General features: G+C 68.7%; 23 protein-coding genes and 1 tRNA gene. 5 read left to right on the top strand and 19 right to left on the bottom strand.

Annotated features, from left to right (window positions below; translation table 11 throughout):
- Positions 1–251 precede the first annotated feature (251 nt).
- The 5 genes from thrC to OG946_RS26965 all read right to left on the bottom strand — a co-directional run bounded on the left by thrC (position 252) and on the right by OG946_RS26965 (position 5,784).
- Positions 252–1,331: a threonine synthase gene (gene thrC, locus OG946_RS26985; protein ID WP_326798588.1), complete on the bottom strand. Its 1,080-nt coding sequence runs from the start codon at positions 1,329–1,331 to the stop codon at positions 252–254.
- Positions 1,332–1,367: 36 nt separating this feature from the next.
- Positions 1,368–2,660, bottom strand: a complete 1,293-nt coding sequence (locus OG946_RS26980; RefSeq protein ID WP_326798587.1) for a homoserine dehydrogenase — start codon at positions 2,658–2,660, stop codon at positions 1,368–1,370.
- Between the two features lie 138 nt (positions 2,661–2,798).
- Complete coding sequence (gene lysA / locus OG946_RS26975; protein WP_326798586.1) at positions 2,799–4,187, bottom strand: diaminopimelate decarboxylase; 1,389 nt, start codon at positions 4,185–4,187, stop codon at positions 2,799–2,801.
- Between the two features lie 67 nt (positions 4,188–4,254).
- Positions 4,255–5,277, bottom strand: coding sequence for a DALR anticodon-binding domain-containing protein (locus tag OG946_RS26970; protein WP_326798585.1), 1,023 nt, complete (start codon positions 5,275–5,277; stop codon positions 4,255–4,257).
- A gap of 63 nt (positions 5,278–5,340) precedes the next feature.
- Positions 5,341–5,784: a response regulator gene (locus OG946_RS26965; protein ID WP_442814494.1), complete on the bottom strand. Its 444-nt coding sequence runs from the start codon at positions 5,782–5,784 to the stop codon at positions 5,341–5,343.
- 173 nt (positions 5,785–5,957) lie between these two features.
- On the opposite strand from OG946_RS26965, the gene OG946_RS26960 reads away from it, so the two are divergent.
- Positions 5,958–6,029: transfer RNA gene (locus OG946_RS26960), tRNA-Arg, on the top strand.
- A gap of 229 nt (positions 6,030–6,258) precedes the next feature.
- Here the strand turns inward: OG946_RS26960 and OG946_RS26955 are convergent.
- From OG946_RS26955 to OG946_RS26930, 6 genes are all read right to left on the bottom strand, one after another.
- On the bottom strand, positions 6,259–7,635 hold the full coding sequence (locus OG946_RS26955; RefSeq protein ID WP_326798583.1) for a tyrosine-type recombinase/integrase: 1,377 nt from the start codon (positions 7,633–7,635) through the stop codon (positions 6,259–6,261).
- Complete coding sequence (locus OG946_RS26950) at positions 7,632–7,832, bottom strand: helix-turn-helix transcriptional regulator (protein ID WP_326798582.1); 201 nt, start codon at positions 7,830–7,832, stop codon at positions 7,632–7,634. Before OG946_RS26950 ends, OG946_RS26955 begins: the two co-directional genes overlap by 4 nt.
- Positions 7,822–9,192, bottom strand: coding sequence for a replication initiator (locus OG946_RS26945; RefSeq protein WP_326798581.1), 1,371 nt, complete (start codon positions 9,190–9,192; stop codon positions 7,822–7,824). The genes OG946_RS26950 and OG946_RS26945 overlap by 11 nt, the downstream gene beginning before the upstream one ends.
- A 421-nt stretch (positions 9,193–9,613) precedes the next feature.
- Entirely contained in the window at positions 9,614–9,808 is a 195-nt protein-coding gene (locus tag OG946_RS26940; protein WP_326798580.1) for a hypothetical protein, read from the bottom strand.
- Between the two features lie 9 nt (positions 9,809–9,817).
- Positions 9,818–11,158, bottom strand: a complete 1,341-nt coding sequence (locus tag OG946_RS26935) for an FtsK/SpoIIIE domain-containing protein (RefSeq protein ID WP_326798579.1) — start codon at positions 11,156–11,158, stop codon at positions 9,818–9,820.
- Positions 11,158–11,499, bottom strand: a complete 342-nt coding sequence (locus OG946_RS26930; protein ID WP_326798578.1) for an SCO3933 family regulatory protein — start codon at positions 11,497–11,499, stop codon at positions 11,158–11,160. Before OG946_RS26930 ends, OG946_RS26935 begins: the two co-directional genes overlap by 1 nt.
- Before the next feature lie 219 nt (positions 11,500–11,718).
- Between OG946_RS26930 and OG946_RS26925 the strand changes: the two genes are divergently transcribed.
- Positions 11,719–12,462 (top strand): GntR family transcriptional regulator, encoded by a 744-nt coding sequence (locus OG946_RS26925; RefSeq protein ID WP_326798577.1) that lies wholly within the window; start codon positions 11,719–11,721, stop codon positions 12,460–12,462.
- 342 nt (positions 12,463–12,804) lie between these two features.
- On the opposite strand, the gene OG946_RS26920 is transcribed toward OG946_RS26925, so the two are convergent.
- The 4 genes from OG946_RS26920 to OG946_RS26905 all read right to left on the bottom strand — a co-directional run bounded on the left by OG946_RS26920 (position 12,805) and on the right by OG946_RS26905 (position 17,353).
- Entirely contained in the window at positions 12,805–15,588 is a 2,784-nt protein-coding gene (locus OG946_RS26920) for an NACHT domain-containing protein (RefSeq protein WP_326798576.1), read from the bottom strand.
- A 481-nt stretch (positions 15,589–16,069) separates the two neighbouring features.
- On the bottom strand, positions 16,070–16,384 hold the full coding sequence (locus OG946_RS26915; protein ID WP_326798575.1) for a hypothetical protein: 315 nt from the start codon (positions 16,382–16,384) through the stop codon (positions 16,070–16,072).
- Positions 16,381–16,689, bottom strand: a complete 309-nt coding sequence (locus OG946_RS26910) for a hypothetical protein (RefSeq protein ID WP_326798574.1) — start codon at positions 16,687–16,689, stop codon at positions 16,381–16,383. The genes OG946_RS26915 and OG946_RS26910 overlap by 4 nt, the downstream gene beginning before the upstream one ends.
- Positions 16,673–17,353, bottom strand: coding sequence for a bifunctional DNA primase/polymerase (locus OG946_RS26905; RefSeq protein WP_326798573.1), 681 nt, complete (start codon positions 17,351–17,353; stop codon positions 16,673–16,675). Before OG946_RS26905 ends, OG946_RS26910 begins: the two co-directional genes overlap by 17 nt.
- A gap of 256 nt (positions 17,354–17,609) precedes the next feature.
- Between OG946_RS26905 and OG946_RS26900 the strand changes: the two genes are divergently transcribed.
- Positions 17,610–18,860: a hypothetical protein gene (locus OG946_RS26900; protein WP_326798572.1), complete on the top strand. Its 1,251-nt coding sequence runs from the start codon at positions 17,610–17,612 to the stop codon at positions 18,858–18,860.
- A 3-nt stretch (positions 18,861–18,863) separates the two neighbouring features.
- Here the strand turns inward: OG946_RS26900 and OG946_RS26895 are convergent, their stop codons facing one another.
- A complete protein-coding gene (locus OG946_RS26895) occupies positions 18,864–19,790 on the bottom strand; it encodes a phosphotransferase enzyme family protein (protein WP_326798571.1) in 927 nt (308 codons plus the stop codon).
- A 424-nt stretch (positions 19,791–20,214) separates the two neighbouring features.
- Here OG946_RS26895 and OG946_RS26890 point away from each other — a divergent pair, with 424 nt between their 5' ends.
- Positions 20,215–20,682 (top strand): hypothetical protein, encoded by a 468-nt coding sequence (locus OG946_RS26890; RefSeq protein WP_326798570.1) that lies wholly within the window; start codon positions 20,215–20,217, stop codon positions 20,680–20,682.
- 85 nt (positions 20,683–20,767) lie between these two features.
- On the opposite strand, the gene OG946_RS26885 is transcribed toward OG946_RS26890, so the two are convergent.
- Positions 20,768–21,157, bottom strand: a complete 390-nt coding sequence (locus OG946_RS26885; protein WP_442814491.1) for a hypothetical protein — start codon at positions 21,155–21,157, stop codon at positions 20,768–20,770.
- Between the two features lie 383 nt (positions 21,158–21,540).
- Here OG946_RS26885 and OG946_RS26880 point away from each other — a divergent pair, with 383 nt between their 5' ends.
- Entirely contained in the window at positions 21,541–21,891 is a 351-nt protein-coding gene (locus OG946_RS26880) for a peptidase inhibitor family I36 protein (protein WP_326798569.1), read from the top strand.
- Positions 21,892–22,952: 1,061 nt separating this feature from the next.
- Here OG946_RS26880 and OG946_RS26875 read toward each other — a convergent pair.
- Together OG946_RS26875 and OG946_RS26870 are read right to left on the bottom strand one after the other, a co-directional pair.
- Positions 22,953–24,254: an RICIN domain-containing protein gene (locus OG946_RS26875; RefSeq protein ID WP_326798568.1), complete on the bottom strand. Its 1,302-nt coding sequence runs from the start codon at positions 24,252–24,254 to the stop codon at positions 22,953–22,955.
- A gap of 97 nt (positions 24,255–24,351) precedes the next feature.
- Positions 24,352–25,782 carry an endo-1,4-beta-xylanase gene (locus OG946_RS26870; protein ID WP_326798567.1) on the bottom strand — a complete coding sequence of 477 codons (1,431 nt, stop codon included), beginning with the start codon at positions 25,780–25,782 and terminating at the stop codon, positions 24,352–24,354.
- Positions 25,783–25,919: the final 137 nt, after the last annotated feature.

The raw sequence follows: 25,919 nt of genomic DNA, 5'->3' as shown, positions 1-25,919 counted from the left end.
GACCGGCGGGCTCAACACCAGCTTATCGAAGGTGGGTTCCCCTGCGACATAGGGCGCACAGGAGGCGCTCGATGCGCGGCCCGCGCACGTCCCCGGCGCACGGCAGAACAGCCGGTGCGGCGCGCGCCCCCGGCCTGGACTGTACGGCCGTCTGCCCAGGCCGGACGGGCTGCCGCCGGTGCCGTACGCCGGTGCGCCCGTGCCGTACGCGGGTATGGCGGGCCGGTGCGCGGGCCGCGGGTGCGCCCCGGTCAGGCCAGCCCCAGCCGCTCCGCCGCCGCGTCCGCGTCGACCGGCACCGCGACGGGCTGCGGGGCGCCGGCGACCGCCCAGTCGGGGTCCTTGAGGCCGTTGCCCGTGACCGTGCAGACGATCCGCTGGCCCGGGTCGACCCGGCCCTGCTCGGCGGCCTGGAGCAGCCCCGCGACGCTCGCCGCCGAGGCCGGCTCGACGAAGACGCCCTCCTGCGCGGCCAGCAGCTTGTACGCCCGCAGGATCTGCCGGTCCGTGACCGCCTCGATGTGCCCGCCGGACTCGTCGCGCGCCCGCTCGGCCAGTTCCCACGAGGCGGGGTTGCCGATGCGGATGGCGGTGGCCAGCGTGCTCGGCTCCTTCACCGGCTCGCCGCGCACGATCGGCGCCGCGCCGGCCGCCTGGTAGCCCCACATGCGGGGGGTGCGGGTGGCGAGCGCCCCCTGCGGGGAAGAGGCGTCGTGGTACTCGCGGTAGCCCTTCCAGTACGAGGTGATGTTGCCGGCGTTGCCGACGGGCAGGACGTGGATGTCGGGGGCGTCCCCGAGCGCGTCCACGACCTCGAAGGCGGCGGTCTTCTGACCCTCGATGCGCACGGGGTTGACGGAGTTCACCAGCGCCACGGGGTACTTCTCGCTGAGCGCGCGGGCCAGCGTCAGGCAGTCGTCGAAGTTGCCGTCGACCTGGAGGATGCGCGCGCCGTGCACGAGCGCCTGGCCCATCTTGCCCAGCGCGATCTTGCCCTGCGGCACCAGCACGGCGCAGGTCAGCCCGGCCCGTACCGCATAGGCGGCCGCGGAGGCCGAAGTGTTGCCGGTCGAGGCGCAGATGACGGCCTGGGCGCCGGACTGCTTCGCCGCGGAGATCGCCATCGTCATGCCGCGGTCCTTGAAGGACCCGGTGGGGTTGGCGCCCTCGACCTTCAGGTGGACGTCGCACCCCGTGCGCGCGGAGAGCACCTGGGCCGGCACCAGCGGGGTCCCGCCCTCCCGGAGCGTCACCACCGGAGTCTCCGCGGTGACCGGCAGCCGGTCGCGGTACTCCTCGATGACGCCCCGCCACTGGCGGGTGCCGGACATTCGCGGTTGGTCGATCACTGCGTCCATTTCCTTACGTCACTCCCCTTCGACCCGCATGGTGCTCGCCACGCCGCGGACGGTCTCCAGCCGCCGGAGCGCCTCGACCGTCGCGGCCAGCGCGGCGTCCGTCGCCCGGTGCGTGACCACCACGAGCGACGCCTCGCCGTCCTTGCCCTGCTGCCTGACCGTGTCGATGGACACGTCGTGCTCGGCGAAGACCGCGGCCACGTGGGCGAGCACGCCCGCCCGGTCGGCCACGTCCAGGCTGATGTGGTACCGCGTCACGACGCCGTCGGGCGGCGCCACCGGCAGTTGCGCGTACGCGCTCTCCCCGGGACCGCTGCCGCCGCTGAGCCGGTGCCGGCCGACCGCGACCAGGTCGCCGAGCACGGCGCTCGCGGTCGGCGCGCCGCCGGCGCCCGGGCCGTAGAACATGAGCTGCCCGGCGGCACTGGCCTCGACGAAGACGGCGTTGTACGCCTCGCGCACGGAGGCCAGCGGGTGGGCCCTGGGGATCATCGCAGGGTGCACCCGCGCGGTGACGGACGTGCCGTCGGGCGTGCGCTCGCAGATGGCGAGCAGCTTGACCGTACAGCCCATGCGGGTCGCGGACGCCATGTCGGCGGCGGTGATCTCGGTGATCCCCTGGCGGTGCACGTCGTCGAGGCGGACCCGGGTGTGGAAGGCGATGCCGGCGAGGATCGCGGCCTTGGCGGCGGCGTCGTAGCCCTCGACGTCGGCGGTGGGGTCGGCCTCGGCGTAACCGAGCGCGGTGGCCTCCTCCAGCGCCTCGGTGTAGCCGGCGCCGGAGGTGTCCATGCGGTCGAGGATGAAGTTGGTGGTGCCGTTGAGGATGCCGAGCACGCGGTTGACCTTGTCGCCTGCCAGCGACTCGCGCAGCGGGCGGACGAGCGGGATGGCGCCGGCGACGGCGGCCTCGTAGTAGAGGTCGACGCCCTGCCGGGCGGCGGCGGCGTGCAGGCTGGGGCCGTCCTCGGCGAGGAGCGCCTTGTTGCCGGTGACGACGCTGGCGCCGTGCTCGAAGGCGGTGGTGATGAGCGTACGGGCCGGCTCCAGGCCGCCGATCAGTTCGATGACGATGTCGATGTCGCCGCGTTTGACCAGCGCCGTGGCGTCCGTGGTGACCAGTTCGTCCGGGATCCCCGGCCGCGCCACCCCCGCGCGCCGCACCGCGACGCCCGCCAGCTCGACCGGGGCTCCGATCCGCGCGGCGAGGTCGGCGGCGTTCGCCGTCATGATGCGCGCGACCTCGGAGCCGACGGACCCGCAGCCCAGGAGCGCCACCTTCAGCGGACGCCTCTCGCTCATACGACCTCGTTCCTCACGTGCACCGATGGGGGCCGGTTCCAGTCTCACGCAGCGGCGGGCGATTGCGACGCCCTGTCCGGATGCCGAGACGTACCGTTTAAGTCCTGAGATATGCCTGAGATATGACCTGGCTGCCGCTCAGCCCACGTCGAGCCGCAGCAGGTCCTCCTCCGTTTCGCGGCGCACGATCTCCCGCGCCGCGCCGTCCGCCACGGCCACCACGGGCGGGCGCAGCACGTGGTTGTAGTTGCTCGCCATCGCGCGGCAGTACGCCCCGGTGGCCGGCACCGCGAGCAGGTCGCCGACCGCGAGGTCCGCCGGGAGGTAGGCGTCGCGCACGACGATGTCGCCGGACTCGCAGTGCTTGCCGACGACGCGGGCGAGCATCGGCTCGGCCGTGGACGCGCGGGAGGCCAGCGCCACCGAGTACTCGGCGTCGTAGAGCGCGGTGCGGATGTTGTCCGACATGCCGCCGTCCACGCTCACGTACGTACGCAGCCCCTCCAGCTCCTTGACCGTGCCGACCTCGTACAGCGTGAACGCCGTGGGGCCGACGATCGCGCGGCCCGGCTCAACGGACAGCCGGGGCACGGCAAGACCGGCGGCGGTGCACTCGCGGGAGACGATGTCGCGCAGCGCCTTGGCGATCTCGTGCGGCTCGCGCGGGTCGTCCTCGGGCGTGTACGCGATGCCGAGGCCGCCGCCGAGGTCGATCTCGGGCAGCTCCACCCCGTGCTCGTCCCGGATCTCGGTGAGCAGCCCGACGACGCGGCGGGCGGAGACCTCGAAGCCTGCCATGTCGAAGATCTGCGAGCCGATGTGGCTGTGGATGCCGACCAGCTCCAGGGAGTCGAGCTTCAGCACCCGCCGTACCGCCTCTGCCGCCTGTCCGTCGGCGAGCGCGAGGCCGAACTTCTGGTCCTCGTGGGCGGTGGCGATGAACTCGTGCGTGTGCGCCTCGACGCCGACGGTCACCCGGATCTGCACCCGCTGGCGCTTCCCGAGCCGCTCGGCGAGGTGCGCGACGCGGACGATCTCCTGGTACGAGTCGAGCACGATCCGCCCGACGCCGGCCTCGACGGCCCGCTCGATCTCGGCCGGGCTCTTGTTGTTGCCGTGCATCGCGATGCGCTCGGCGGGCATCCCGGCGGCCAGCGCGGTCGCCAGCTCGCCGCCGGAGCACACGTCGAGGTTCAGCCCCTCCTCGCGCAGCCAGCGGACGACGGCGCGGGAGAGGAACGCCTTGCCGGCGTAGAAGACGTCGGCGTCCTCGAAGGCGTCGGTCCAGGCGCGGCAGCGGGCGCGGAAGTCGTCCTCGTCGAGGAAGTAGGCGGGGGTGCCGAACTCCTCGGCGAGCCGGGTCACGGGCAGCCCGCCGACGGTGACGACGCCGTCGTCGCCGCGGGCGACGGTACGGGCCCAGACGCGGGAGTCGAGGTCGTTGAGGTCGGCGGGCGGTGCGGCGTAGTGCCCTTCGGGCAGCACGTCGCCGTGCCGGGGGCCGGCGGGGTGGGCGGATCGGCTCACGGCGGGGTACTCCTTCGGTGGTGCGGGGTGTTCGCAGGTGGCTGTCGGGTGGGTGTCGGGTGGTGGCTCAGAGGTGCTGGGGGGCCCGGATCCCGAGCAGGGTGAGGCCGCTGCGCAGGGCGACGCCTGCGGCGGCGGCCCGGCGCAGCCGGGCCCGGTGCACGGCGGTGGGCTCCTCGTCGCCGCTGGGCAGGGCGGGATGGGCCGCCTCGGCGCCGAGGAAGGCGCCGGCCAGGACGTCGAGGTGCCGGGCGAGCCGGTCGGGCGCGCGGCGGCGGGCGGCGGTCTCCACGACGGCGGGGAGCTCGCCGATGGCGGCGCGGAGGGCGCCGTCGGAGCGAGTGTGCCGTACGGGGGCGGCGGGGGGCGCGGCGGGTGGCCCGTCGGCGCCGGTGCCGGTCTCGACGGCGATCCGGAGTGCGGCGGCGGCGCGGGCGAGGGCGGCGGTGCGGGAGTGGGCGTACTGGATACGGAAGAGGGGGTTGGCCTCACGGCGGAGGAGCAGCTCGGGTGCGAGGCGGGGCCGCTGCTGGGCGGGGGCACGGAGGAAGGCCCACCGCAGTACGTCGGGGGGGAGTTCGCCGGCGCCGGGGCCCGGGCCGGGCGGGGCGGCGACGGCCCGTACCCGTACGAGATCACCCTGCTCGCCGGGGGAGGCACCGGCGGCGAGGAGGAGCCGCCGGAGGGAGTCGGCAAGGACGAGGGCACGGGGGTGCTCGTCGGCGACGAGGCGGATGGACTGCCCGCGGAGGAAGTCGCCGTGCCCGAAGAGATCCCCCGCGGCGAGGGCGTCCTCGACGGGATCGCCCTCGTGCCGAAGGGTGATGTTGAGGAACCCGGGCCCGGTGACGGTCACGGCGGCGATGCCGGGCTGGACGGCGAGCCGGTCGCGCAGCAGGGCGGCGACGTCGAGGGGGTCGCGGCCGGCGGCGTGGGCGAGCTGGAGGGCGGCGTTGGTGGCGTAGTCGCCGGATCCCCCGGGCCGCGGCCGCTCCACCACGACGCGCGCCGGCACGGGTGCGCCGAGCTCACCCACCGCGGCGGATCGCACCGTACGCCACACGGTGCCGGTGAGCTCTGCGGGGTCCACGGGACCAGCGTACGAGAGGGACGGGGTGGGGAGGCGAACCCTTTTACCGGACTCGTCCCCGGCTCAGCACACCGGAGACCCGGCGGGCTCCGCGTCATCGGCGGCATCCCCGGCGACGGCCCCACCGACCCGCTGCGAGGCCCGCCGCGCGGCGAGCCGCCGCACGACCCGTACGAGATCGACCGGCTCGAAGGGCTTCGCCACGAACGCATCCACCCCGGCCGCCCGCCCCGCCTCGGCCTCAAGCTCCGTGCACCCGCTGACCACCGCTATCGGCAGCCCCCGCGTCCGCGGATCGGCCCGCAACCGGGCCGCGGTCCGCAGCCCGTCGAGCCGGGGCATGACGATGTCGAGCGTCACCACATCGGGGCGCACCCGATGGACGGCTTCCAGACACTCGGCACCATCGGCCGCGGTCACGACCTCGAAACCTTCAAGTTCGAGATTGACCCTGATCAACTGCCGGATCACCTTGTTGTCATCGACGACAAGGACCCGACCGGACAAGCCAGGCACATGGGAAAGGGTAGGCGCGCCCGCCCCCCTACGTCCGGCTTTTGGACACTTCCGCCCCTGACCTGCACACACACCCCGCCCCCCACCCCCAAAACCCAGTACCCGACCACCCCCACGAAGCTGGTAGGGTTCTACCCGTCACCGCACCACCACGCGGCGGACACGCCCCCGTAGCTCAGGGGATAGAGCAACGGCCTCCGGAGCCGTGTGCGCAGGTTCGAATCCTGCCGGGGGCACCTCGCTTGAGGTGCCCAAGACCCCGTGACCAGCGCAAGCGCTGAGGACGGGGTCTTCGTACGTATGCAGCCGAAGGCCGCCGAACGCGGCTCCATGCCACTGATCACGTAGTAATAGCGTTGTGATCTTGAGAGGCTTCCGGGCAGGTCAACCCGGCTTTTCAGAGGTGCATACGCGCGAGAGCCCCGGATCTCTCCGGGGCCCGCGCCATTCACCTTCTCGGGTTGCCTACTCCTCCTCTCCGAGCCCTTGCATGATCCGGTCGTTCATCTCGGTTTCCTGGCCGTCGATGCACTTGGCGTAGATCTTCAGCAGCACGTCGACCGAGTGACCCGCGCGTGCGGCCACCTCGGGCGCGGGCACGCCGGAGTTGAGCCACTGGGAGACGCCCGCGTGCCGGAGGTCGTACGGCCGAGCCGCCAGTACCGAGGACACCTGCCCCGGCAGCAGCGCCAGTTCGCGCGTCTGCTTCCACACCCGCGAGTACGAGGACGCCGCGACGACGTTGCCCCGCTCGCTGGCGAAGAGCCGACCGTCCGCGGCCGTACCGAACTCCTTCAGGTGCTCTCGCAACAGCCGCACGAGCGGCGGAGGAATGGGCACGATCCGCACCTCACCGTCCGCACGTTGCTTGAGGCCCCGCCGGTCGTGAGCCTCGCCGGAGTCGGTCCACGCCTTGCCCGCCGAGGGCCGGGTCTCTGCCAGCTCGATTCGCCCCCAGCCCTGCGCAGGCAGGGCGCAGTCCGAACGCCGGAGCCCCAACGCCTCACCAGGCCGCAGCGCGGCGTAGTAGAGGCACCCGAAGAAGGCCCGCAGCCGCCGCCCGCTGGCACGCTCCCAGCCGCCGACGTAGGTGACAGCGGCCAGCAACTCCCGGGCCTGCCGCGGGTTGACCACCACCCGGCGGTCGACCTCCTGCACGGCCCGACGCCCGCGCTTGCGCTGCACCCGGCTCAGCGGGTTGGACGGCAGCGTGCCCGTCTCGACCGCGTACTCCAGGGCGTTGAAGACCACCGCCCGGCGGCGCCGGTAGGTCTGCGTGGCCGCCGGCTTGCCGTCCAATTTCCGCCCCAGCGCGTCGATCAGGTCATGTACCCGAGCGATCTCCTGCAACTCCGCCACGGGCAATGACGCCTTCTCCAGCCAACGCACGGCCGCCGCGATCTCCTCGGGCCGCTCCCGCTCCCGTCGAGGCGGAGCGAGCAGGAACGAGCGCAACGCCTTCCGCAGCACCTTCGTGGCGGGCCGCCCCCGCACCGGCTTGACCAGTACGGGGACGACGGTAGCCAGGGCATCGGTCATGCTGTCGCGGTGCTTCGCCGACGCTTCCGCCCAGCGATGATCGAGGTACTTCAGCGCCAGTTCCAGGAAGGACAGCGCCGCTTTCCCACCTCGGAGCGAGTCCGGCAGGCCGGTCACCGTATCGAAGGGCTCGCCCTTGTCCACGGCCCGCAGCAGCTTCGCGCGGAAGCGATCGGCCAGGGCCTTCGTCTTGTACGACTCACTGAAGGGCTGCCCGCCGACGACCCAGCGGACGAGGTACGTCGGCTTCTTCGTCGTGCGGTTCACCGTGAGCTTCCACACGGACACCTTGTACGACTTCACACCGCCCCCTCCCTACGCTCCTCCAGCCAGTCGTTCAGCACGTCACGCCGAACTCGCAGCTCGCCGTTCGGGAGCCGGATGCACCGCGGCGCGGTCCGCAGTTGCCGCCAGCGATAGAAGGTGCGCCGGGAGATACCGCCCAGCTCATCGAGCACCTGACGGACGGTCAGCAGTTCCGTCGCCCGCTCACGCGCCATGACGACCACCGCCTTCACGGACCGACGCCGCAACGAGCGCCGCCTCCGGCGAGTAGCCGCGCCCCGCGTACCGCCACTGGCCGACGACAGCCGTCGACCGCCCGTCGAGGCCGAGGGCCGTCCGCTGCTCTTCCGCCCGGTGCTCCGCACGGGTCTGCCGGAGCGCCGTGAGCGTGATCGAGTAGCGGCGCGACTTGGTGGAGAAGTGACCGCCGTAGCCGAGCATGTGCGCCCACCGCCGCAGCCTCAGCGGCTCGAACGGCGGCAGACCGCCCAGCCACCAGCACGTACCGATCATGCGCAAGGTGTGGTGCCGCACCGGCAGCAGCGCCAGGTCTCGCGCGCCGTGAATCCGACCGTCCACGGCGCCGGCCGACTCGGCTCCCTTAGTCGCGTACTTCGCGACATACGCCGCAACGGCAGCCGCACTCAGCCGCTCCCCCGCACCGAACGCCGCGACCGGCCGGACGTCGAGCTGCATACCGAACCGCAGCACGCGCCGCCCCACGACCTCCGCACCCGGCGAGACGAGGCGAACCCGCCCCGCGGCCTCACGCACAGCGCCCGCCAGGAGATCGGTCGAGGCCCAGCCCGGTGAAGGTGTCGCCGGCCCGTCCGGACCGTCGAGCCGGATCACGGCGTGGAAGTGGACCAGACCGCGCCGCTGGTACTCGGCAACCTTCGCGTACGACAGCCGCACCACCTCACCGAGCCGCGTACGCGGCAGCCCGGCTCGCCGGGCGAGTTCACGACGCAGCTCCAGCACGAAGCGATGCCACAGCTCCCCGGAACGGGCCTGCCACAGAACCGCTCCGGCGTAGTCGTAGCAGCGCGGGCAGAGCGGTTCACCGAGCCGCCGATCACCGTCCAGGTGCCTCGTATGACACCCGACCGGCACACCGTGCGGGCAGCACTCCCCCGGCTTCCGGGGGCGGCAGGCGCGTACCCGCCCATCGTGTTCACGCCGCGTGTGCACCGGCCCGAAGCCGGGAGCGGTGAGGGTGGCGAATACCCGGGGATGCCCGCCGACCGTCTCCTCTACTCCCTTACCGCCGACAAGTCCGGCCCGGACGAGCTGATACGTGTCCGCCCGGTAGATCTGCGCACAGGCCGGGCAGACTGTGGCCCGCCGGTTGCCGCACGCGATCAGGATCCGCCCGCCGTCTACCTCCGGCGCATACGACAGCAGGGCCTCCCCCGTGCCCGTGTCGACAACGGTGGCGTTGCCCACCAGGTGCACGGGGTTGGTGCAGCCGCCCAGCCGCACGATGTTGCGGCGCCACGCCTCGAAGCCAGGCTCCGATGCCCGCGCGACCAGCGCCATGACCCCCGCGGGCAGGGGCGTCGACCGGCCGCTCATCGCGACTCCCCGAACGCATGGCGCATCACCGTGGCGATGGCCTCCGGCCGGGTCTTGGCGCTGAACCGGAGCGTCGGGTCCGTCAGCCAGCACGCTGCGGCATGTGCCGGACAGAGTCGCTGTTCGACCTCGTCCGTACCCACGAGGACGATCCCCTCACGGCCGGCACAGGTCGGTTGTTCCTCGTCGTGCAGCTCGCACCGCTGCCGAGGAGATTTGCGCGAACGATTCGCGGTGGACAAAGTGTGAGTACTCCTTTCTCTACGCATGTGGCGGATGGAGTGGGTTCCTGGCGGGGTCGGGTTTGGCGACTTCGCGCCCCGCCGGGAGCCCGTCTTGCTGTGGGTCGGAGGAGGCCGCCGGTCGGCGGCACGGATGACGTGCGCAGGCATGGCTCTCCCCTCCTTTCGACTCGGGTTGATCAGGAGGAGACGCCGCCGAGGAAGCGGCTGACTCCGTCGAGGGCCGCTTGGACGACCGGCGCAGCGGCCGTCTTGGCGACGAGGAAGCCGAACGTTCCGCAGATCAGGAATTCGGCCCAGCGCAGGTAGCGGATGCGCAGCAGGAACCAGATCAGGAGGCCGAGGAGCAGCACGGCCGACGCGGTGACGAGCATTGCGTCCCCTCACCCCGCTCGCTTGTCGGCAATGCCGCCAAGGGCATCGACCAGTTCCGGCAGTTGCGGCGTGAGGTGCGCGTACTCAGCCGCTACAGCCTCCGCGTCCGTCTCCGTGATCAAGTGAGAGCGAGCACGCTCCCACCCCTCACCCGAGGCCAGAACCGCGGTACCTGCCTGCTCTGGCCGTATCGCCTGAGCTGCCTTGAGGGCATCCGGGTTGAGGTCCCCCAACGCCATCTCCGCCGTACCGGGGTCGGCCACCCGATGGCACACGCGCCCGCCGAGCTGGGCCCGCAGCGCCGTGACACCCGGCCCGAGGTCGGAGCCAACGCGCTGCCCGGCGACGACGAGGAAGACCCCGAGCGCAGCTCCGAGTTGGGCCAGCCGGATCAGGGCCGTACCTGCCGCGTGCGCTTCGTCCTTCTCGCTACGGCTCGCAATCAGGAACAGCTCCGCGATCTCGTCAACGATCACGACAACGGGGACAGGCCGCTTCGACTCCGGCAGACCCCAGATGTTGCGAACGTGGGCTGAACGGCAGACCACCATCCGGTCAAGCGTCAGGTCGACGAGCGCAGCAAGCAGCTTGACCGCCTGCCTGCGGTTCGTCGCCAGGGCGGACAGCCGAGGTCCGTAGAGGGACAGCTCCATGCCGCCCTTGCAGTCGATCCCGACCAGCGCCACGGGTTGCGGCGCCAGCCCAGCGACGAGCGCGTTGATCAGCGTCGACTTGCCCGACCGCGTGGCCCCGACGATGAGCCAGTGCGGCACGGCCCGTAGGTCGATGGCCCACTGAACGCCCGTCTCCAGCACGCCAACGACAACCCGGAGCAGTCGGCCGGGGCCCCGCTGCTGGGGTATCTGCTGTGCGCTCAGCGGATCGGCCGCCGAGGCGACGACGCGAACCAGTCCGGGCCTGTACGGAGTCGCCCGTACTGCGTGGACCTGCCACGCCTCAGCGATGGCAGGCGACGCCTTGGCGAAGTCCTCCGGCACCTGGCCAGGAAGCAGCCGCACCAGGAGCCAGAACCCGCCGGTTGTCGGACGTACGGCGCCACGACGAGGTACGCGCGGCAGGGGCGGCGGTGCTCCGTTGCCGACGAGCCCGGAGACGACCGTCAGGGCTGCCTTGCGGCTGATGGCCAGTCCGCAGCCGGCCATCAACGGCCGCCAGGTACGGACGACTCGTAACCATGCGGCAGGGAAGCCGAGGCAAAGCCACCAGGCCACGGGGAAGCGGCGGCGCAGCGCCGGGCCTGCAACAAGCAGACCCGACACCAACGCAGCGGCCCCTACCAGGACCCAGAGCGGCCACGGTTCCCCGCCGGAACCGGTGGAGGCGATCATCACGGCTGACCCGCCCCCTTCCCCGATGCGGCAAGGGGCTTGATCTCCGTGGCGCGGAAGGCGATCCCGTGCCGCCCCTCGTTCTCCCACGGGGTGGCAACCAGGTCCCGGACCTGCACCGGGATCCCCAACTGCACGCCGCTGGGCTCACCGACCACGGTGACGTTCACGACGTCCGCCGAGGTCCCGGCCATCAGACACAGGCCGACATGGAAGAGGGTCTTGCCGGTCTCGCGGTCCACGCGAAGCTGCCCGGTCTCCCGGTTCGCGACGCGCGGCGTAGGGGGAACGGCACAGATGATCCCCGTGTACTTCGCGGTGTCGATCGGTAGTGCTGGCATTGCTACGAACTCCTCTCATCTCGAACGCGGCTCGCGGGCGTTGACCCTGGCGAGCCTGCTAGACTACCCGTAGTACGGGTTGCTGAGACTCCAGAGTGCAGCCCGTACTACGGGTTGTCAACCCGTCCGAGATGAGAGAAGCTGTCCGCGTCTGCAAACGAAGACAGAGGGTCTACGGAGCGGAACGCCGCGCCCCGACACCGGCCGATGGAGAACCGCATGCCAACCGAGAAAGCCCAGGCCAAGTACCGTCAGATCGCAGAACACCTGCGCCGCGGGATCTTGGAAGGTGAGTACCCGGCCGGCCAACCGCTGCCCTCGGAAGAGGTGCTGGCGAAGCAGTTCGGGGTCACCCGCCCTACGGTTCGGCAGGGCATCGCGGAGCTGCGGGCGGCCGGGATGGTCGAGGTGATGATGGGCCGCGGCATGTTTGTCCGCTCCCCACACAGCCGCCCCAGCCTCACGCGCCCCCGCGGCGTACGCCGCGACACGGACGGCGGCTACGTCGAAGCCGATGGCCTCCGCTGGACCGACGCCGAGGACGCCGCGATTACCCGCACAGACGCCCCCGTCGCGCTGGCAGACCTACTCCGCATCCCCCCCGGCGAGCCGATGCTCACCTACGACGCACTACAGACCGCCGACCACGGCCGCCTCCGCCAACTCCACCGCACCTACGTGCCGTTCTCAGTCCTGGTTGGCACGAAGTACGAGGAGGAACCCCCGCCTCCGGCGCCGGCCCTCTACACGGCACTCGCCGAGCTGGGCTACGAACTCCACTTCACAGAGCACGTCCGCACCCGCATGCCACTCCCCGACCAGGCCCAGGCCCTCCGCCTCCCGGACGGCGTCCCGATGCTCCACATCCTCCGCATCACCCTCAACGCCCAGGACAAACCCCTCGCCCTAGAGGAGTTCCACCTCCCCGGCGACGACCTGGAACTCAGCTACCCCCTTGGCTGACCCCCGCCTGGCTCAGACTTTCTCTACGTCATCAAGCCGGCTCGCTACCGCTCGCCGCGCGGCCCGGCTCCCCGGGCCGCCGCTCCTGTCTCCGCCCCGCTCCGGCCCGGTCCGCCAGCCCGCGCCGCGGAAGGCGAGCCCACTCAGGAGAAACGACTCATGGCCGGGTCCGGTTGGCCCCACGGCTTTAGGCAGCCACTTTGGGGCGAGCCTCTAAGATCGGGGGCCCACCTCGGTCCATAACGGGCAGGCCACAAGCCAGCCCGAGCGTGGTCAGCTTAAGGGCCCCCAATCTCTCACCCCAAATCAGCCTCCGCCCAAAGCCCCTCACCGACTTGGTTGTTAGTAATCTGGAGCGCGCAGTTCCCGCCCCGCCAAGCTGAATGAACCACTAACCCACTCGCGCACAAAATCATAAAAACCAGGAGCAAACACGTCAGCATATCTAGCGAATACGGCACCACCATCCTCACCATAGGCTCGCATCCTGGATATACAAATCAAAAATTCATGTGCGCCGTAGTATTCCGAATCAGCGTCATCCCTATAATCCCACGAAAGCATCCAGCTAAGCACGCAAAAGGATGCCTGATAGGGATCGTTCGGTAGATCTCGCATGTAGACCGTGAAAGATTGACGGTACGGCGCCCACGGAACCGGCTGGGCCAGCATGAAGTGAAGAACATCCCGCCTGACGTCAGAGATTCCAGGATAATCCAAACGACGCCTCGCCTCACCAAGCTCGGCAATGATGTTCGAAGACCCGACGTGGAATTGGAATGGCCCCTTCTGCATCACGATAGAAGAGCCATGATACTCCACAGCTTTATCAATACCGAGAAAACCGTAAAGGAGTGCACTGGCGGCGGCTCGCACATCATGCGGGGAAAGGCTGAGGAGAACGTCCCTGAACCGATTCGCATTCTCCCTATCTTGCGAAGCCCAAAAATTGCGAACCTCATCACCTGCATACCAAGGGACGTAATCACTCAAGGAAATTGCCCACTGCAACTCCATATAGCCAGAGGGAGCATTGCCGTTCGGGCGCGTCAGTGCGTCGTTGATGACGCCACGAACCTCTTGCGGAGACAAGCTGATACCGCGCCAGGCAGACTGCAACACTCTTTGAGTGTTTATGGAGTCAGCCTTTCCCTCCCAACTTGCGGAAGCGACCTCTTTCAGCTCTGAGATAACGTCACGCACCGTTGCAGGTCGCAGCGTAACGAACTCCATAAGTCGCGCACAGAAAGACGTGAGTGCTAGGCGGGCGGGAGACGTTGGGGGCTCAGCGCGAGCTTCGCTCAATGCACAGATCACGAAGTTGGTAGCTGCGCTATCGAGGCGCTCATCCAAGAACTGGACGGCCAATTGCGCTGTGACATCCCAGGATTCGTTCTTCAGATGTTCCCGGATCTCGCTGTAGAGCCCATCCGCATCACCATTCTCTCGCACTAGCTGGCGAGCCGAGAAATACTCCAGAAAGGTCCGATGCGTGAACGAATATATACGCTCCCCAGACGGATGGGTACCGACGTCCGTCAGTACCCAAGCCCGCCCACGGCAGTACCGTACGAACGCCTCAGCCGCTTCGTCTGCAGTGTCTCGATCTTCGTACTGTTGCCGGAGAAGATAGTCCGAGGTATAGCGAATCAACTGGCGCTCCGACATTCCCGCTTCCGCGCCAGAGTTTCTGAGCATATTTAGGGCGAGACTAAACATCGCAAATTGAATGCCCCGCTCAAAAGGCTTGGAAACAGTAATGCCCCGTGTAGCATCCCAACGCTCGAAGAGAAATTCCGAGCATCTACGGTAGAGGTCAGGACGGTTGCGCGGAATATACCCCTCCCCTCGGTAAAGCGCACACATAAGCCCCAACATCAATGGATTAGTGATCAGATCTGACGCGTGAGTGGATTCAGCAAGGAATCTCGACGCTAAGCTCGCCCCTTCCGAAGCGTTGCCAGACGTCATCCTCCGAAACCATTTGGTCACGTACTCACGTTGCTGATCGGAGTCGAACGACGCAAGTTGCGAATTCGAGAACAACATTTCGTCAAGGGGAGCCATCTCATAACCAACACGGCGAGATGTAACAAGGATGGGTACAGTGGGGTAGGCGTACGCAAACGCCTCCGCGGTGTCCACAATCTGGGTACGGAGGCTGGTGTCTGTCAACTCGTCGAGGCCATCGAAGATGACTACCGCCCGACCATTCAACAAGAGGTACTCAATCGCGTCGACAGGGGGATCAACCGAATAATACGACCGGCACTGCTTTTCCAGGAATTCTACGATGGACTCTCGGCTATCCCTGAAACGAATGGCGTACTCCCTGAGTACAATCCGAAACGGGACCTGCTGCGCGGGACCACTGATTCCGCTCCCCTTGGCAGCATCCAGTGTGAGCTTGAGGGCGAGTGTACTCTTGCCGCCACCTGGGTTCCCTAAGACCACGAGTCGGTGCGTGGCCGCGAGAAGCTGCCTCACATCAGCCATTTCCTGCTGACTTAGCTGCTTTTCTTCCCCTAGACCAAGGCGAGGCTCAACATAGAGCTCATCGAATGGGATGCGCACACCAGACTCCGTTTGCGCAGGCCGAATACTGCCATGCACTCGAGCGCACTGGCGCGACAAGCGTGTAGCGAAATCATCAATAGCCGATAGTGAAGCAACAGCTTTATGCAGTTCTGCATTCCGAGCCGAAGCTGCAACGTGAGATGCAACTAATTCAGGCGTGAGTGCTCTCTTGTTAACGCCAGACTCGGGTTGATGCTTCTTTACTTCACTCCACGCGATGGCGGAAACATCCGAGAATAGAGCATCCGCAACAGAATCGGTATCTTCATCTGGCACACCAGGATACCGTCTTAGCATGATCTTAAAAGTGTCACGCAGCCTATTTAGGTGCCCCTCGGTGTCGCCTGGCATGCAGTAGGCGATGGCGACCTCGAAACAAACATTCTCAAACTCGGCAGATTGGGTAAATCGCAGGATTTCTGCGCGATCGACTGCGGAAATTTCCTGTAGCGCGCGCTCCACACTTGAAGCACCTTCGAAATCAGCCGCGTCCCGCCGCTTCTTCAACGCGCGGCGTTCACGCAGTGCACGCACTCCGCCGAGGAGCATGGGCCCAGCGGTCCTGCCGGCAGCAGAGCTGGCAGCAGACACGAGGCTCGAGGTGATCGGGTCCGGCATGGGTTCCCCCCTCGTCGATGCGCTCCGACCGCAGACTACTTCGCCAAAGGCCCGCTCGGGCAGGAACCGCCTATTAATGGCAGACGGTGCAGACCTCCCGCGTCGCCGTCCGGCGGTTCCTCGCGCCGCCGGCCGGGCTGCGGCGCTGAGGCGCCGGTCCCGGCCGGCGGCAGAACCGCCGACAGCCCCAGCCGGGCCACGCTAGTCGCGGAGCAACGTGCGATCGCACGTTGATGCCTTGCCCTGACCGAGGCTGCGAGGCCGTGTTGTCTCTTCGCCAGTTGCGTCATCGCTTCCTCGTCGCGGTACCACCAGGGCCCCGTATGCCGGCCGCTGGTTGGTGGAGGCAGATCAGCGGATGCATACGGGGCCGTCTCCGACCCGGGGATGGTCGGAGATCAGGAGATGCGGGCTATGCCGCGGGAGCGGATGGCGGTGCGTTGGGGTCGGCTGCTTGGTTGGCCATCTCGGCGGACAGGCCCGCGGTGAGTAGGTGGGTCAGGAGTTCTGCTGTCGCCGGGCGGATCGGCCCGAGGCGTACTACTCCCTCGCCGTGGACGTTCACGTCTGCCTTGAGGGACGGGAAGTCTGTTTCCAGGCCCAGGGCTGTCAGCGTCTCTGCCAGGGCGTCGACGCTCCTCTTCGACTCCGCCCAGCCGCGGATGTACGGGACACCGGGTGTCAGGTTCTCGGCGCCCTTGGCGCACACGCCTCGCGGGTCGGTCACGGGTGCCTCCTCTCTCCGGTGCTTGGGGGTGTCGCCCCACGCAAGTCCTGATCGCACGTCAGGGCCAGGCGCAGCAGCTCCGCCAGGCGTTCCGCCGTCTCTGGGGAGATGCGGCCGAGTTCGATGAGGCCGTGGCCGAAGGCGTTGAGGTCCGCGCGGAGATAGGGGAAGTCCCGCTCCATGCCGGCCGCGATCAGGACGTCTCGGAGGGCTGAGACCGCGTTGCGTGCCGCGTACCACTCCTGGCTTTCGATCGGGGACCAGTGGGCCGCTTCGTCGTCGGGGCTCTCATGCTCGCTGGGCATCGGTGGACACCTCCACGGCTGCGGGGATGTCCTGGTACTCCCGCCGGTAACGATCGGCGCGAGACACCAGAGCGGCGGTTGCTACGAACATCGCGGCCAGCGCGGCCGTGCGTGCGATCGTCGCTTCCGGACGGCGCATCGGGGCCCGCAGCCAGGCGTAGCGGTCACCGGACAGCGGCATCGGGCCCGGGACGACCACCGTGGAGCCCTTGCTCAGGTAGCGGTACTTCGGAGTCTCGGTCGTCTCGTGCTTGACCATGCGCTCGAAGCGCTCGCGGGAGCGCGACGGCAGGAAGAAGCCCGTCTGCCGGGACGCCCAGTCGACCATCACAGGACCGAGCGGCATCGCGCACCGGTCGAGCTGTTCGTAGGTCTCCATGCCCACGCGCTCCTCGATCACGACTACATCGAAGTAGCGGCCAGCAGGCAGGGCGTACGGGTGGCGCGGGTCGGCGGTCCACACCAAGCGGCAGTCCACCGGATCTTCGGCGGTCGCTGACAGCCAGGACATTCCGCGCTTCGTCATCATCTCCACGTCGACCCACTTCGGTTGGGCATCCTGCGGCGTGATCGCCGCCGTGTGACCACCCTGCTCCGGCTGGCCCTGAGCTGGGCAGATGACGAGAGGTGACGTGGGATGACGACCCCTCCGGGAGCACGTCACCCCGCTGTCGTCCTCGATTCCGGCGGGGATCTCCCCTTACGGGAAGACACAGCCGTCTCACGTTCCGTACATTCGGAACGGGAACGCCTACAGCTTCGGCCCGAGCCGGGAGACGATCGAGACGAGCACCGACCAGCCCTTCGGCCATCTGCTCCGTGCTGCGCGACAGCGGCGCGGTTGGGGGCAAGTGCGGCTGGTACGCGAGATGCGACGGCTGGCCGCTGGCCGAGGGGACACGCTTCCGCAGGACGCCAGCGTGAAGCGTCGCATTGCGAGCTGGGAGAACGGCCACAGCATCCCGGACGAGTTCTACGGCCCGCTGCTCTGCGAAGCGCTCGGCGTGAGTGCGGCGGAACTCGGGCTGAACCACCTGGCCGGCCAGGACGCCCGGTTACTGGACGCGCACTACCCACCGACCCCGGAGGACGCCTTCCGGGCAGTCGGCATGCTGTGGCGGGCAGACCTCAACGGCTACGAACCGCTGATTCTCTCGGAGGCTCAGCAACCCACATGGAACGAAGCGTCATTGCGTTGGCTGGTGGCGCCCGAGCCGTCGTTTCCGAGCCGTCCCGGGTCGGACAGCGTGCAAGTGGGCCTCGCTGACGTCGCCATGGTCAAGTCGACGGCTGACGTCTTCGCTCAGTTAGACGACCGCTTCGGCGGGGAGCACGCGCGCCAGGCCGTCGTGCAGTACCTCAGCCGGGACGTGGCACCGCTGCTCACCGGCACGTACACGGAGGGGGTCGGCCGTGCTCTGTTCTCCACCGTGGCGGAGGCGACGCTTCTCGCCGGATGGATGTCGTACGACGCCTGCCATCACGGGCTTGCGCAGCGGTACCTCCTCCAGGCTCTGCGGCTGGCCCAGGACGGGGACGATCGCCGTCTTGCCGGGAGCATCCTGTCCGCGATGAGCCACCAGGCGACGTTTCTCGGCAACTTCACAGAGGCCGCGACGCTCGCCCGCGCCGCGCGTATGGGCATCTCCCGCGTCGCGACCCCGACACTCATGGCTCAGTTCCACGCGATGGAGGCGCGCGCCCTCGCCCGTATGGGAGATACGCGCGCGTGCGAACTCGCCCTCGCGGAAGCGACCAAGGCGCTGGAGAGCCGGAACAGCGGCGAAGAGCCGGAATGGATCACGTACTTCGACGAGGCCGAACTCGCCGCCGAAGCCGCCCACTGCTTCCGGGACGTGAACCGTGCCCGGCAGGCTGTCAGCCACGCACAGAACGCCATGAGCGGCAGCCACGTCCGCAGCGACTTCTTCGCGACGATGGTGCTCGCCGACGCGCACGCTCGGGCCGGGGAAGTGGAGGAAGCCTGCCAGGTGGCCCTTGGCGCGCTGGACCTCGGCGAGCAACTGAAGTCCTCGCGATGCGTCAGCTACCTGGCGGAGTTCCGGCGAAGCCTCGCAGCGGCCGGTGACAGTGCGGCAGCGCGGGACTTCCACGAGCAGGCCGCGGAGCATCGGCTGTGGGCAGCCACGGCCAGTCAGGTCGCCCAGTGACGGTCAGAAGGGCTGCCAACCCCGGCGGCTGCCGCCGGTCCGGATGTCGCGTACGCGCCGCGGGAACTCCTCCGCAGCCCTCTCGTTCGTCGTGACCTGCTGGCCGAGCCACAGCGTCATCATCAGTTCCCTGACGTCGGCGAGCACCTGGTAGCCGGGCCAGTTCATGAGGTCGAAGCCGTAGCGGTGGACGAACTCCTCGTACTCCGCGCGCGTGTGCCAGCCGAACCGATCGTAATAGAGCGCCGTGAGCACAAGGTCCCACTCGCGGGGCGCGAGCGAGAAGCCGTCGAGGTCGATGAGCACGGCGTGCCCGTCACGGTGGCGGAGGATGTTCCCGACGTTGGCATCCCCGTGGATCATTCCGAAGGGGAGCACGAAGTCCAGGCGGTCGTACTCCTTGTTCAGCTCGCCGGCCCGCGTCTCCAGGAAGGCCCGGTCCTCGTCCGCGATGCCGTTCAAGCGCCGCACCGAGGCCCATACCTTGGCGAAGGGGTCGTAGTACGGGAGCCTCAGGTCCTCGGGCTCCTCCAGCCAGTGCAGCGTCTTGAGCAGGTCGGCCAGCTCGCCGAGCGTCGCGTACTCCGTACGGTCCTGGTCGCTCTCCCAGAACGTGACGACGCGGCCGTCAATGCTCTGCGGCTGGCTCACACCGGGCAGGACACGAGTCGCGGGGAAGTCCTGCTCCCGAAGCCAGCGAGCGACGCGCACCACGCGCTCCATGGCGTCCAGGCTGTCGGGATCACGGGCGATACGAACGATCACCGGGGCGGTCGACAGCCGGTAGACGGCGTTCGAGCCCAGCCGCAGCAGCTTCGTGTCCGCGGGATCGAGCCCCGCCGCCGCGCAAGCCTCCCGGAGCACAGCCCCCGCGCTATCCGCGGTGAACTCCTCGGCTGCGTGCGACTCTTCGCCGTTGCCCGAGATCATGCCTCCGACGATACGGGGCACCCCGGGGCCCGGACAGGCCGCTCACGTAATAGGGGCGTAATGATCTTCCAAAGCCCACCGCCCGGACGGGTCTCTCCTGCTGGTCACAGACGCGTGCCCCTCCTCCGCTCCCCCGGCCTCCGGAGCCGTGTGCGCAGGTTCGAATCCTGCCGGGGGCACCTCGCTTGAGGTGCCCAAGACCCCGTGACCAGCGCAAGCGCTGAGGACGGGGTCTTCTTGCGTGCGCAGCCGAAGGCCGCCGGATGCGGCTCCATGTCACTGATCACGTAATGACCACCTAATGATCTCGACAGGCTTCCTCGCAGGTCAGCTCCTGCTTGACCCAAGGCATCCACCGCGTGTACCCACCATCGGCAGCGACCACCTGACCATGCCGTTCCCGCGCGTGTGGTGTCCTGGTCGCATGAATGGCGCTGCCTCGGCTCTCATCGCAGTTTTGGGGACGTTGCTGGGCTCCACGATCACGTACCTGTTCCAGCGCAAATCGGCAGAGCGGACCGAAGGCTTCACTCGCCAGCAGCAGCTCCGCACGGAACGCATGGGCGTCTACAGTGACTTCGCCGGCGCAGTAACGGAGCACCGGCGCAGCCAGTACGACCGCTGGCACCGCAAGAACGAAGATCCGGACAGCACAGCCGCCTCGGAAGCCCGGCTGGAGTCGTACCGACTCAAGGGGCTCGCCCAGCATGAGCTGTTCCGCGTCCAGCTCATAGCCAGCTCCCCCGCAGTGGTCGAAGCAGCTCAGCTCGCTTTCGACGCGACGTCCAGCCTGCACCACGCATCCGAGAAGCCGCAGTTGCGTGCCGCGGGCAACGAGGCCAAGGCTGTCTTGGAACGCTTCATCACCTTGGCCTCTAACGACGTTCGGTAGCAGCCCACCCAGGATGACGCGAGCCCCGGATTGCTCCGGGGCTCGCGATCGGTCCTGTGGGCCGTTGCGTAGTGGGTGTTCTCGCTTACCTGGTCTCCTCTCCTCCAAGGCCTTTCAGGATCCGGTCGTTCATCTCCTGCTCCTGGCCGTCGATGCACTTGGCGTAGATCTTCAGCAGCATGTCGACCGAGTACCCAGCACGGGCAGCCACTTCCGGCGCGGGAACGCCGGAGTTGAGCCACTGGGAGACGCCCGCGTGCCGCAGGTCGTATGGCAGGGTCACCAGTACCGACGAGACCCGCGACGGCAACAGCGCCAGTTCCCGCGTCTGCTTCCGCACCCGCGAGTACGACGAGGCAGCAATGACGTTGCCCCGCTCGCTGGCGAAAAGCCGGCCGTCCTTGGCCCTGCCGAACTCCTCCGGGTGCTCGCGCAGGATCCGCACCAGCGGCGGCGGTAACGGCACGATGCGCACCTCACCCTCCGCGCGCTGGTTCAGAAGCCGTTGTCTTTCCGAATGTGATCGCTGCGTTTTCGCTGTTCAGGCACGATGTCGATGGTTCTGCGGCAGGGACGACACGTCGTGGTGTTTCGTCCCTGCCGCAGAACCATGAACGAGCTGGGGCTCAGGTGGACATGAGCGCGGTTGTCGTGAGGGCGAGTGTGGGTGTGATGGGGGCGCGCGGTGCGGAAGGCCGGGGTGGCCTTCCGCCCTGTGTGCGCCCGTTGTGATCACGCTCCGGGAGCGTGCTCCCGTATGCCCCGAGTGAGTGATCTTGGGTGCTTTGAGGGTGGGGAGGCTGCCGGTACGGGCGGGAAAGCCTTTCCGTCCGGCTTCTACTGGCACATGGAGGAACCGTGCACCTTCCCGGGATCAAAGCGCCGGTACGGGTACTGGCCGTTGCCGCCGCGGTGGCGACGAGCGCCGTCGTCCCCACCGCCGGCGGCGCGCAGGCGGTGCCCAGCGACCGCTGTCCTGAGGGCTACGTCTGCTTCTGGACCGGCCCGAACTTCACCGGCACCATGACCGTCTTCGAAAACCCCAGCGGCCTCAACGACTGCGACGCCATCAACCCCGCCGCTCGCACCGTGTTCAACAACGACGACCAGACCTGGAACTTCTACCGCGACACCAGCTGCCGCGCCTACGCCTACACGCTGGACCCCGGCCAGTACAACGACGACACCACCGTCCACAGCTGGATCTGACCCAGGGGGCAATGAGGGTGCCTGTCGTCCAGCAGCCCGGCAGGCGCCCCTCCCCCGCACAGCCGCCATCTGCGGGCCCTCGTCGCTTCCCAAGGGCGGCGGGGCGCGGAGGCGCCCAACGAACTCGATCTGCAGGCGACGCCCGGAACCGTCTGCAAATGACGCCGGCCTCGGGGAACATCGGTACAGCCGTTTTGCGCTGAGATCGATCACGTCCGATCGGTGCAAGGGTGCTGACGCGGTTCTCGTACTCGCGGCGGGCCTTGCGCTGGCCCCGCGCCGCACGGTCACCCCTTGGTCGAGCGCGGCGCGCTCGGCGGGCTCCAAGTCGGCCGCGCGGAGAAAGTCGGCGACCTTGCCCGGCATGTCGGGGGTGACCGGCAGTTCCGGGGCCGGGGACGTCCTCCTGCTCGGTGGCGGTGGGTCGGGCAGGAGGTCGGCGACCGCCGTGCGGATGGCGCCGCTGCTGACGCCGTGGTCGCGGGCGAGGGCGGCGATCGAGCAGCCTTCGAGGGACGCGGTGGGCACGGCGTCGGTCCTGTCGGCCAGGACGGCAGGGCGGCGACCGCCTTTGCTGCCCTTGTCGCCGGTGGCGTTGTAGGTGTAGATCTCCTGGCCGGCGGCGCCGGTGGCGGTGAGGACACGTCCGAGGATGTCGAGGTCGTAGGTACGGGAGTCCGGGAGTCCGCCGTCAAGCGCGGTGAGGTGCCCGTCTGCACGGTAGCGGTAGCTACGGTCGGCGATGGGCAGCGCCGTGGGTCCGGTGACGGACTGCCCTGTGAGGCGGCCGGCCGGTCCCCATTCCTGCACGCAGGTCAGCCGGTCGCCGACCCTGCGCGCCGTCTCCCGGCCGAGGGGGGTCGTGGTCGAAGGCGATGGTGCGCCCATCGGTGGTCAGCGTGACGGCAAGACCGTCGGCCGCATACGCCCACTGGCTGTGGCGCCCGGAGGGCGTAGTGCGGGCCAACGGCCGGTTGGCCGCGGGGTGGATGAGGGCGAGGGACAGACGCCGGCGGAGTGGAGCCAGGATCGTCCTGGCTCCACTCCGTGGTGCGGGTGTGTCACTGGAACTGTGCGAAGAACCTCCAGATCTCTGTCTTGGTCCAGGTGGTGACGCCGCTTTCGTTGGTGGAGCCGTCGACCGGACCGGGTATGTGGCCGCCGTCGAACGCGGCCCATTGGACCGGGTACCCGGCCCGGCAGCCCGCGTAGGTGGTGGTGATGTGCGTGCGGCTGCCCGGTGCGGGCTCGCGCGGGCTCTGGGGGGTGCAGCCGTTGTTGCTGACGAATGTGTCGCGCAGGGACCGTCCTTGCGAGATGTTGAGGACGGAGTCGCTGATGCCGTGGATTCCGAAGTAGGCGATGGGCTTGGTGCCGCCGCTGCACCCGCTGATCTGGGCGCCGGACAGGACCGCGACGGCCCTGAAGACGTTCGCCCGGCTGCATGCGAGGGCGTAGCTCATACCGCCGCCCCAACTGAATCCGGTGGCGAAACGCTGTGCCGTGTTGACACAGAGGTCGCTCTCGATCAGGCGGATCATGTCGTCGACGAAGGTGACGTCCTCACCGCCCGAATTGGCCCAGCCGTTTCCGAGGCCCTGGGGGGCGACGAGGATGGCGCTGTTGTTCGACTGTTCTTGTTGACCGTAGTAGGACCAGGCGGTCCCGCTCGTTCCGCCCGAGGCGACGTCGCCGGCGGTTCCGCCCCGCCAGTGGAACGCGAAGATCAGTCGGTAGGGGTGGCCGTTGTCGTAGTTGGCGGGGACCCTGAGAATGAAGCTGCGGCTCTTGCCGCCGCTTTGAATCGTGTGCGTACCGCTGGTCAGGGTCGGAGTGCCGCCGCATCCGCCGCCGCCGTCGGACGACAGCTTGATCATCTGCCACTGCTGGTTGCCGCCGCCCCAGTCGGTGTACTGGACGACGTTGGCGCCGTCGGCGGTGGAACCGCTCTGCACCTCCACCGCCTTACCGCTGTTGCGGTTGATCAGCCGGACGTGGCCCGCGTCGGAGTCGGCCAGACGGAACTGCTGGTTGGCCCCGTTGTGGTCAGCCCACTGCTGGACGGCGGCACCGTCTGCGGCCGAGGCGCCGGTCACGTCGAGGACCTTGCCCGAATGCCGGGCCTTGAGCCGGTAGAAGCCGTCGCCGGAGTCCACGAACTGCCACTGCTGGTTGGCTCCGTCGTGGCGTGTCCACTGGCTGACCTGCGCGCCGTCGGCTGTGGACACGCCGGAGACGTCCAGCGCCTTGCCGCTGTTGCGATTGACCAGGACGTACCAGGCATTGGTGTCCACCGTCGCCGCCTCGGCGGGCGCCGGATTCACCACGGCGAGCATGCCGAGCGCGAGGGCCGCAGCCACCACGGCGGCGATCCGGGACCACCAGCGATGTCTTCGTGGAGGGGCGGGGGAAGCCGCACCACAGGTCTTCATGATTCACCTTTCGTCCGAGCAGGTCCCCTCAGGTGCGGGTCCAGCGTTGGTTGCTGCCGTTCGAGCAGGAATAGAGCTGGATCAGGGTGCCGTTGGCGGTGCCGGCTCCGGAGGCGTCGAGGCAGAGTCCTGACTGGACGCCGACGATGGATCCGTCGGAGTTGAGGCGCCATTTCTGGTTGTCGCCGCCCCAGCAGCCGTAGATCTGGACTCTGGCGCCGTTGCCGGTGCCGGCGGCGTCCAGGCACTTGTTGCCGTAGACCCTCAGTTCGCCGGCGGAGGTGGCGGTCCACTGCTGATTGGTGCCGCTGTGGCAGTCCCACAGCTGGAGCTGGGTGCCGTCGGTGGTGCTGGCGTTCGGCACGTCCAGGCAGCGGCCAGAACCGACGCCCTTGATCTGTCCGGAATCCCCAGGCGGCGTGGAGGAGCCGCCGTTGAGTGCGTCGAGGACGGCGGTGTAGGCGGGCTTCTTACTGCCGTCGCCGTTGAACAGCAGCGGCGTGTCCTGTGACCGCCAGGAGTCGGTGTCGCGCACACCCCAGACGGTGATGCCGAGGCAGCGCGGGACGGCCAGGCAGTCGTTGGTCACGTTGGCGTATGTCGTGGGCGAGGCGCCCTGGATGTCGAGTTCGGTGATGGCCACGTCGACGCCGAGGGCGGCGAAGCTCTGCAGGGTGGTGCGGAAGTTGCTGTTGTAGGGGCTGCCGCTGTTGAAGTGCGACTGGAAGCCGACGCAGTCGATCGGTACGCCGCGCTGCTTGAAGTCCCGGACCATGGCGTACACGGCCTGGGTCTTGGCCCAGGTCCAGTTCTCGATGTTGTAGTCGTTGTAGCAGAGCTTGGCGGCCGGGTCGGCGGCGCGCGCGGTGCGGAAGGCGACCTCGATCCAGTCGTTGCCGGTGCGCTGCAGGTTGGAGTCGCGCCGCGCTCCGGAGCTGCCGTCGGCGAAGGCCTCGTTCACGACGTCCCACTGGACGATCTTGCCCTTGTAGTGGCCCACCACGCCGTTGATGTGGTCGATCATCGCCTGGCGCAGCGTGCTGCCGCTGAGGCTCTGCATCCAGCCGGGCTGCTGGGCGTGCCAGGCCAGGGTGTGGCCCCGCACCTGCTTTCCGTTCTGCACCGCCCAGTTGTAGACGCGGTCACCGGCGCTGAAGTTGAACTGGCCCCGCTGCGGCTCGGTGGCGTCGATCTTCATCTCGTTCTCGGCCGTCACCGAGTTGAACTCGCGGCTCGCGATCGACGTGTACGCCGAGTCGCCCAGCCTGCCCGAGGCGATGGCGGTGCCGAAGTAACGGCCGCTCTGCGCCGCCGCGGCGCCGAGCGTGCTCTCGGCGGCATGCGCGGGCGGCGGCGCGGCCAGCGTGGTGACCGCACCGAGGACGCCGACGACCAGCGCCAGCAGCAGGCCGCGGAGCTTCCGGCGGGTACCGGGTCTGGGAAGGGCATACGAGCCCATGGCTGTGCCTCCAAGGTAAGCACGGAAGGACTGGAGCTCAGGACAATGCGCCGTCCGCTCCCACTCGGCAGACGGACGGGGCGGCCCGGAACCCGGGCAGCGCGGAATCACCGGACACCGCGGGCGGGGAACCGGGA

Origin of the sequence: Streptomyces sp. NBC_01808 (genome assembly GCF_035917395.1) — a bacterium.
Lineage (GTDB): Bacteria > Actinomycetota > Actinomycetes > Streptomycetales > Streptomycetaceae > Streptomyces.
This window is presented reverse-complemented; position numbering and strand designations above follow the sequence as displayed.

Excerpts from the sequence above, each read along its gene's own strand:
- thrC (WP_326798588.1), bottom strand. The coding sequence starts at position 1,331 with ATGTCCGGCACCCGCCAGTGGCGGGGCGTCATCGAGGAGTACCGCGAC.
- OG946_RS26980 (WP_326798587.1), bottom strand. The coding sequence starts at position 2,660 with ATGAGCGAGAGGCGTCCGCTGAAGGTGGCGCTCCTGGGCTGCGGGTCC.
- OG946_RS26950 (WP_326798582.1), bottom strand. The coding sequence starts at position 7,832 with ATGGCGCGTGAGCGGGCGACGGAACTGCTGACCGTCCGTCAGGTGCTC.
- OG946_RS26945 (WP_326798581.1), bottom strand. The coding sequence starts at position 9,192 with ATGAGCGGCCGGTCGACGCCCCTGCCCGCGGGGGTCATGGCGCTGGTC.
- OG946_RS26940 (WP_326798580.1), bottom strand. The coding sequence starts at position 9,808 with ATGCTCGTCACCGCGTCGGCCGTGCTGCTCCTCGGCCTCCTGATCTGG.
- OG946_RS26935 (WP_326798579.1), bottom strand. The coding sequence starts at position 11,158 with ATGATCGCCTCCACCGGTTCCGGCGGGGAACCGTGGCCGCTCTGGGTC.
- OG946_RS26930 (WP_326798578.1), bottom strand. The coding sequence starts at position 11,499 with ATGCCAGCACTACCGATCGACACCGCGAAGTACACGGGGATCATCTGT.
- OG946_RS26925 (WP_326798577.1), top strand. The coding sequence starts at position 11,719 with ATGCCAACCGAGAAAGCCCAGGCCAAGTACCGTCAGATCGCAGAACAC.
- OG946_RS26920 (WP_326798576.1), bottom strand. The coding sequence starts at position 15,588 with ATGCTCCTCGGCGGAGTGCGTGCACTGCGTGAACGCCGCGCGTTGAAG.
- OG946_RS26910 (WP_326798574.1), bottom strand. The coding sequence starts at position 16,689 with ATGCCCAGCGAGCATGAGAGCCCCGACGACGAAGCGGCCCACTGGTCC.
- OG946_RS26895 (WP_326798571.1), bottom strand. The coding sequence starts at position 19,790 with ATGATCTCGGGCAACGGCGAAGAGTCGCACGCAGCCGAGGAGTTCACC.
- OG946_RS26890 (WP_326798570.1), top strand. The coding sequence starts at position 20,215 with ATGAATGGCGCTGCCTCGGCTCTCATCGCAGTTTTGGGGACGTTGCTG.
- OG946_RS26870 (WP_326798567.1), bottom strand. The coding sequence starts at position 25,782 with ATGGGCTCGTATGCCCTTCCCAGACCCGGTACCCGCCGGAAGCTCCGC.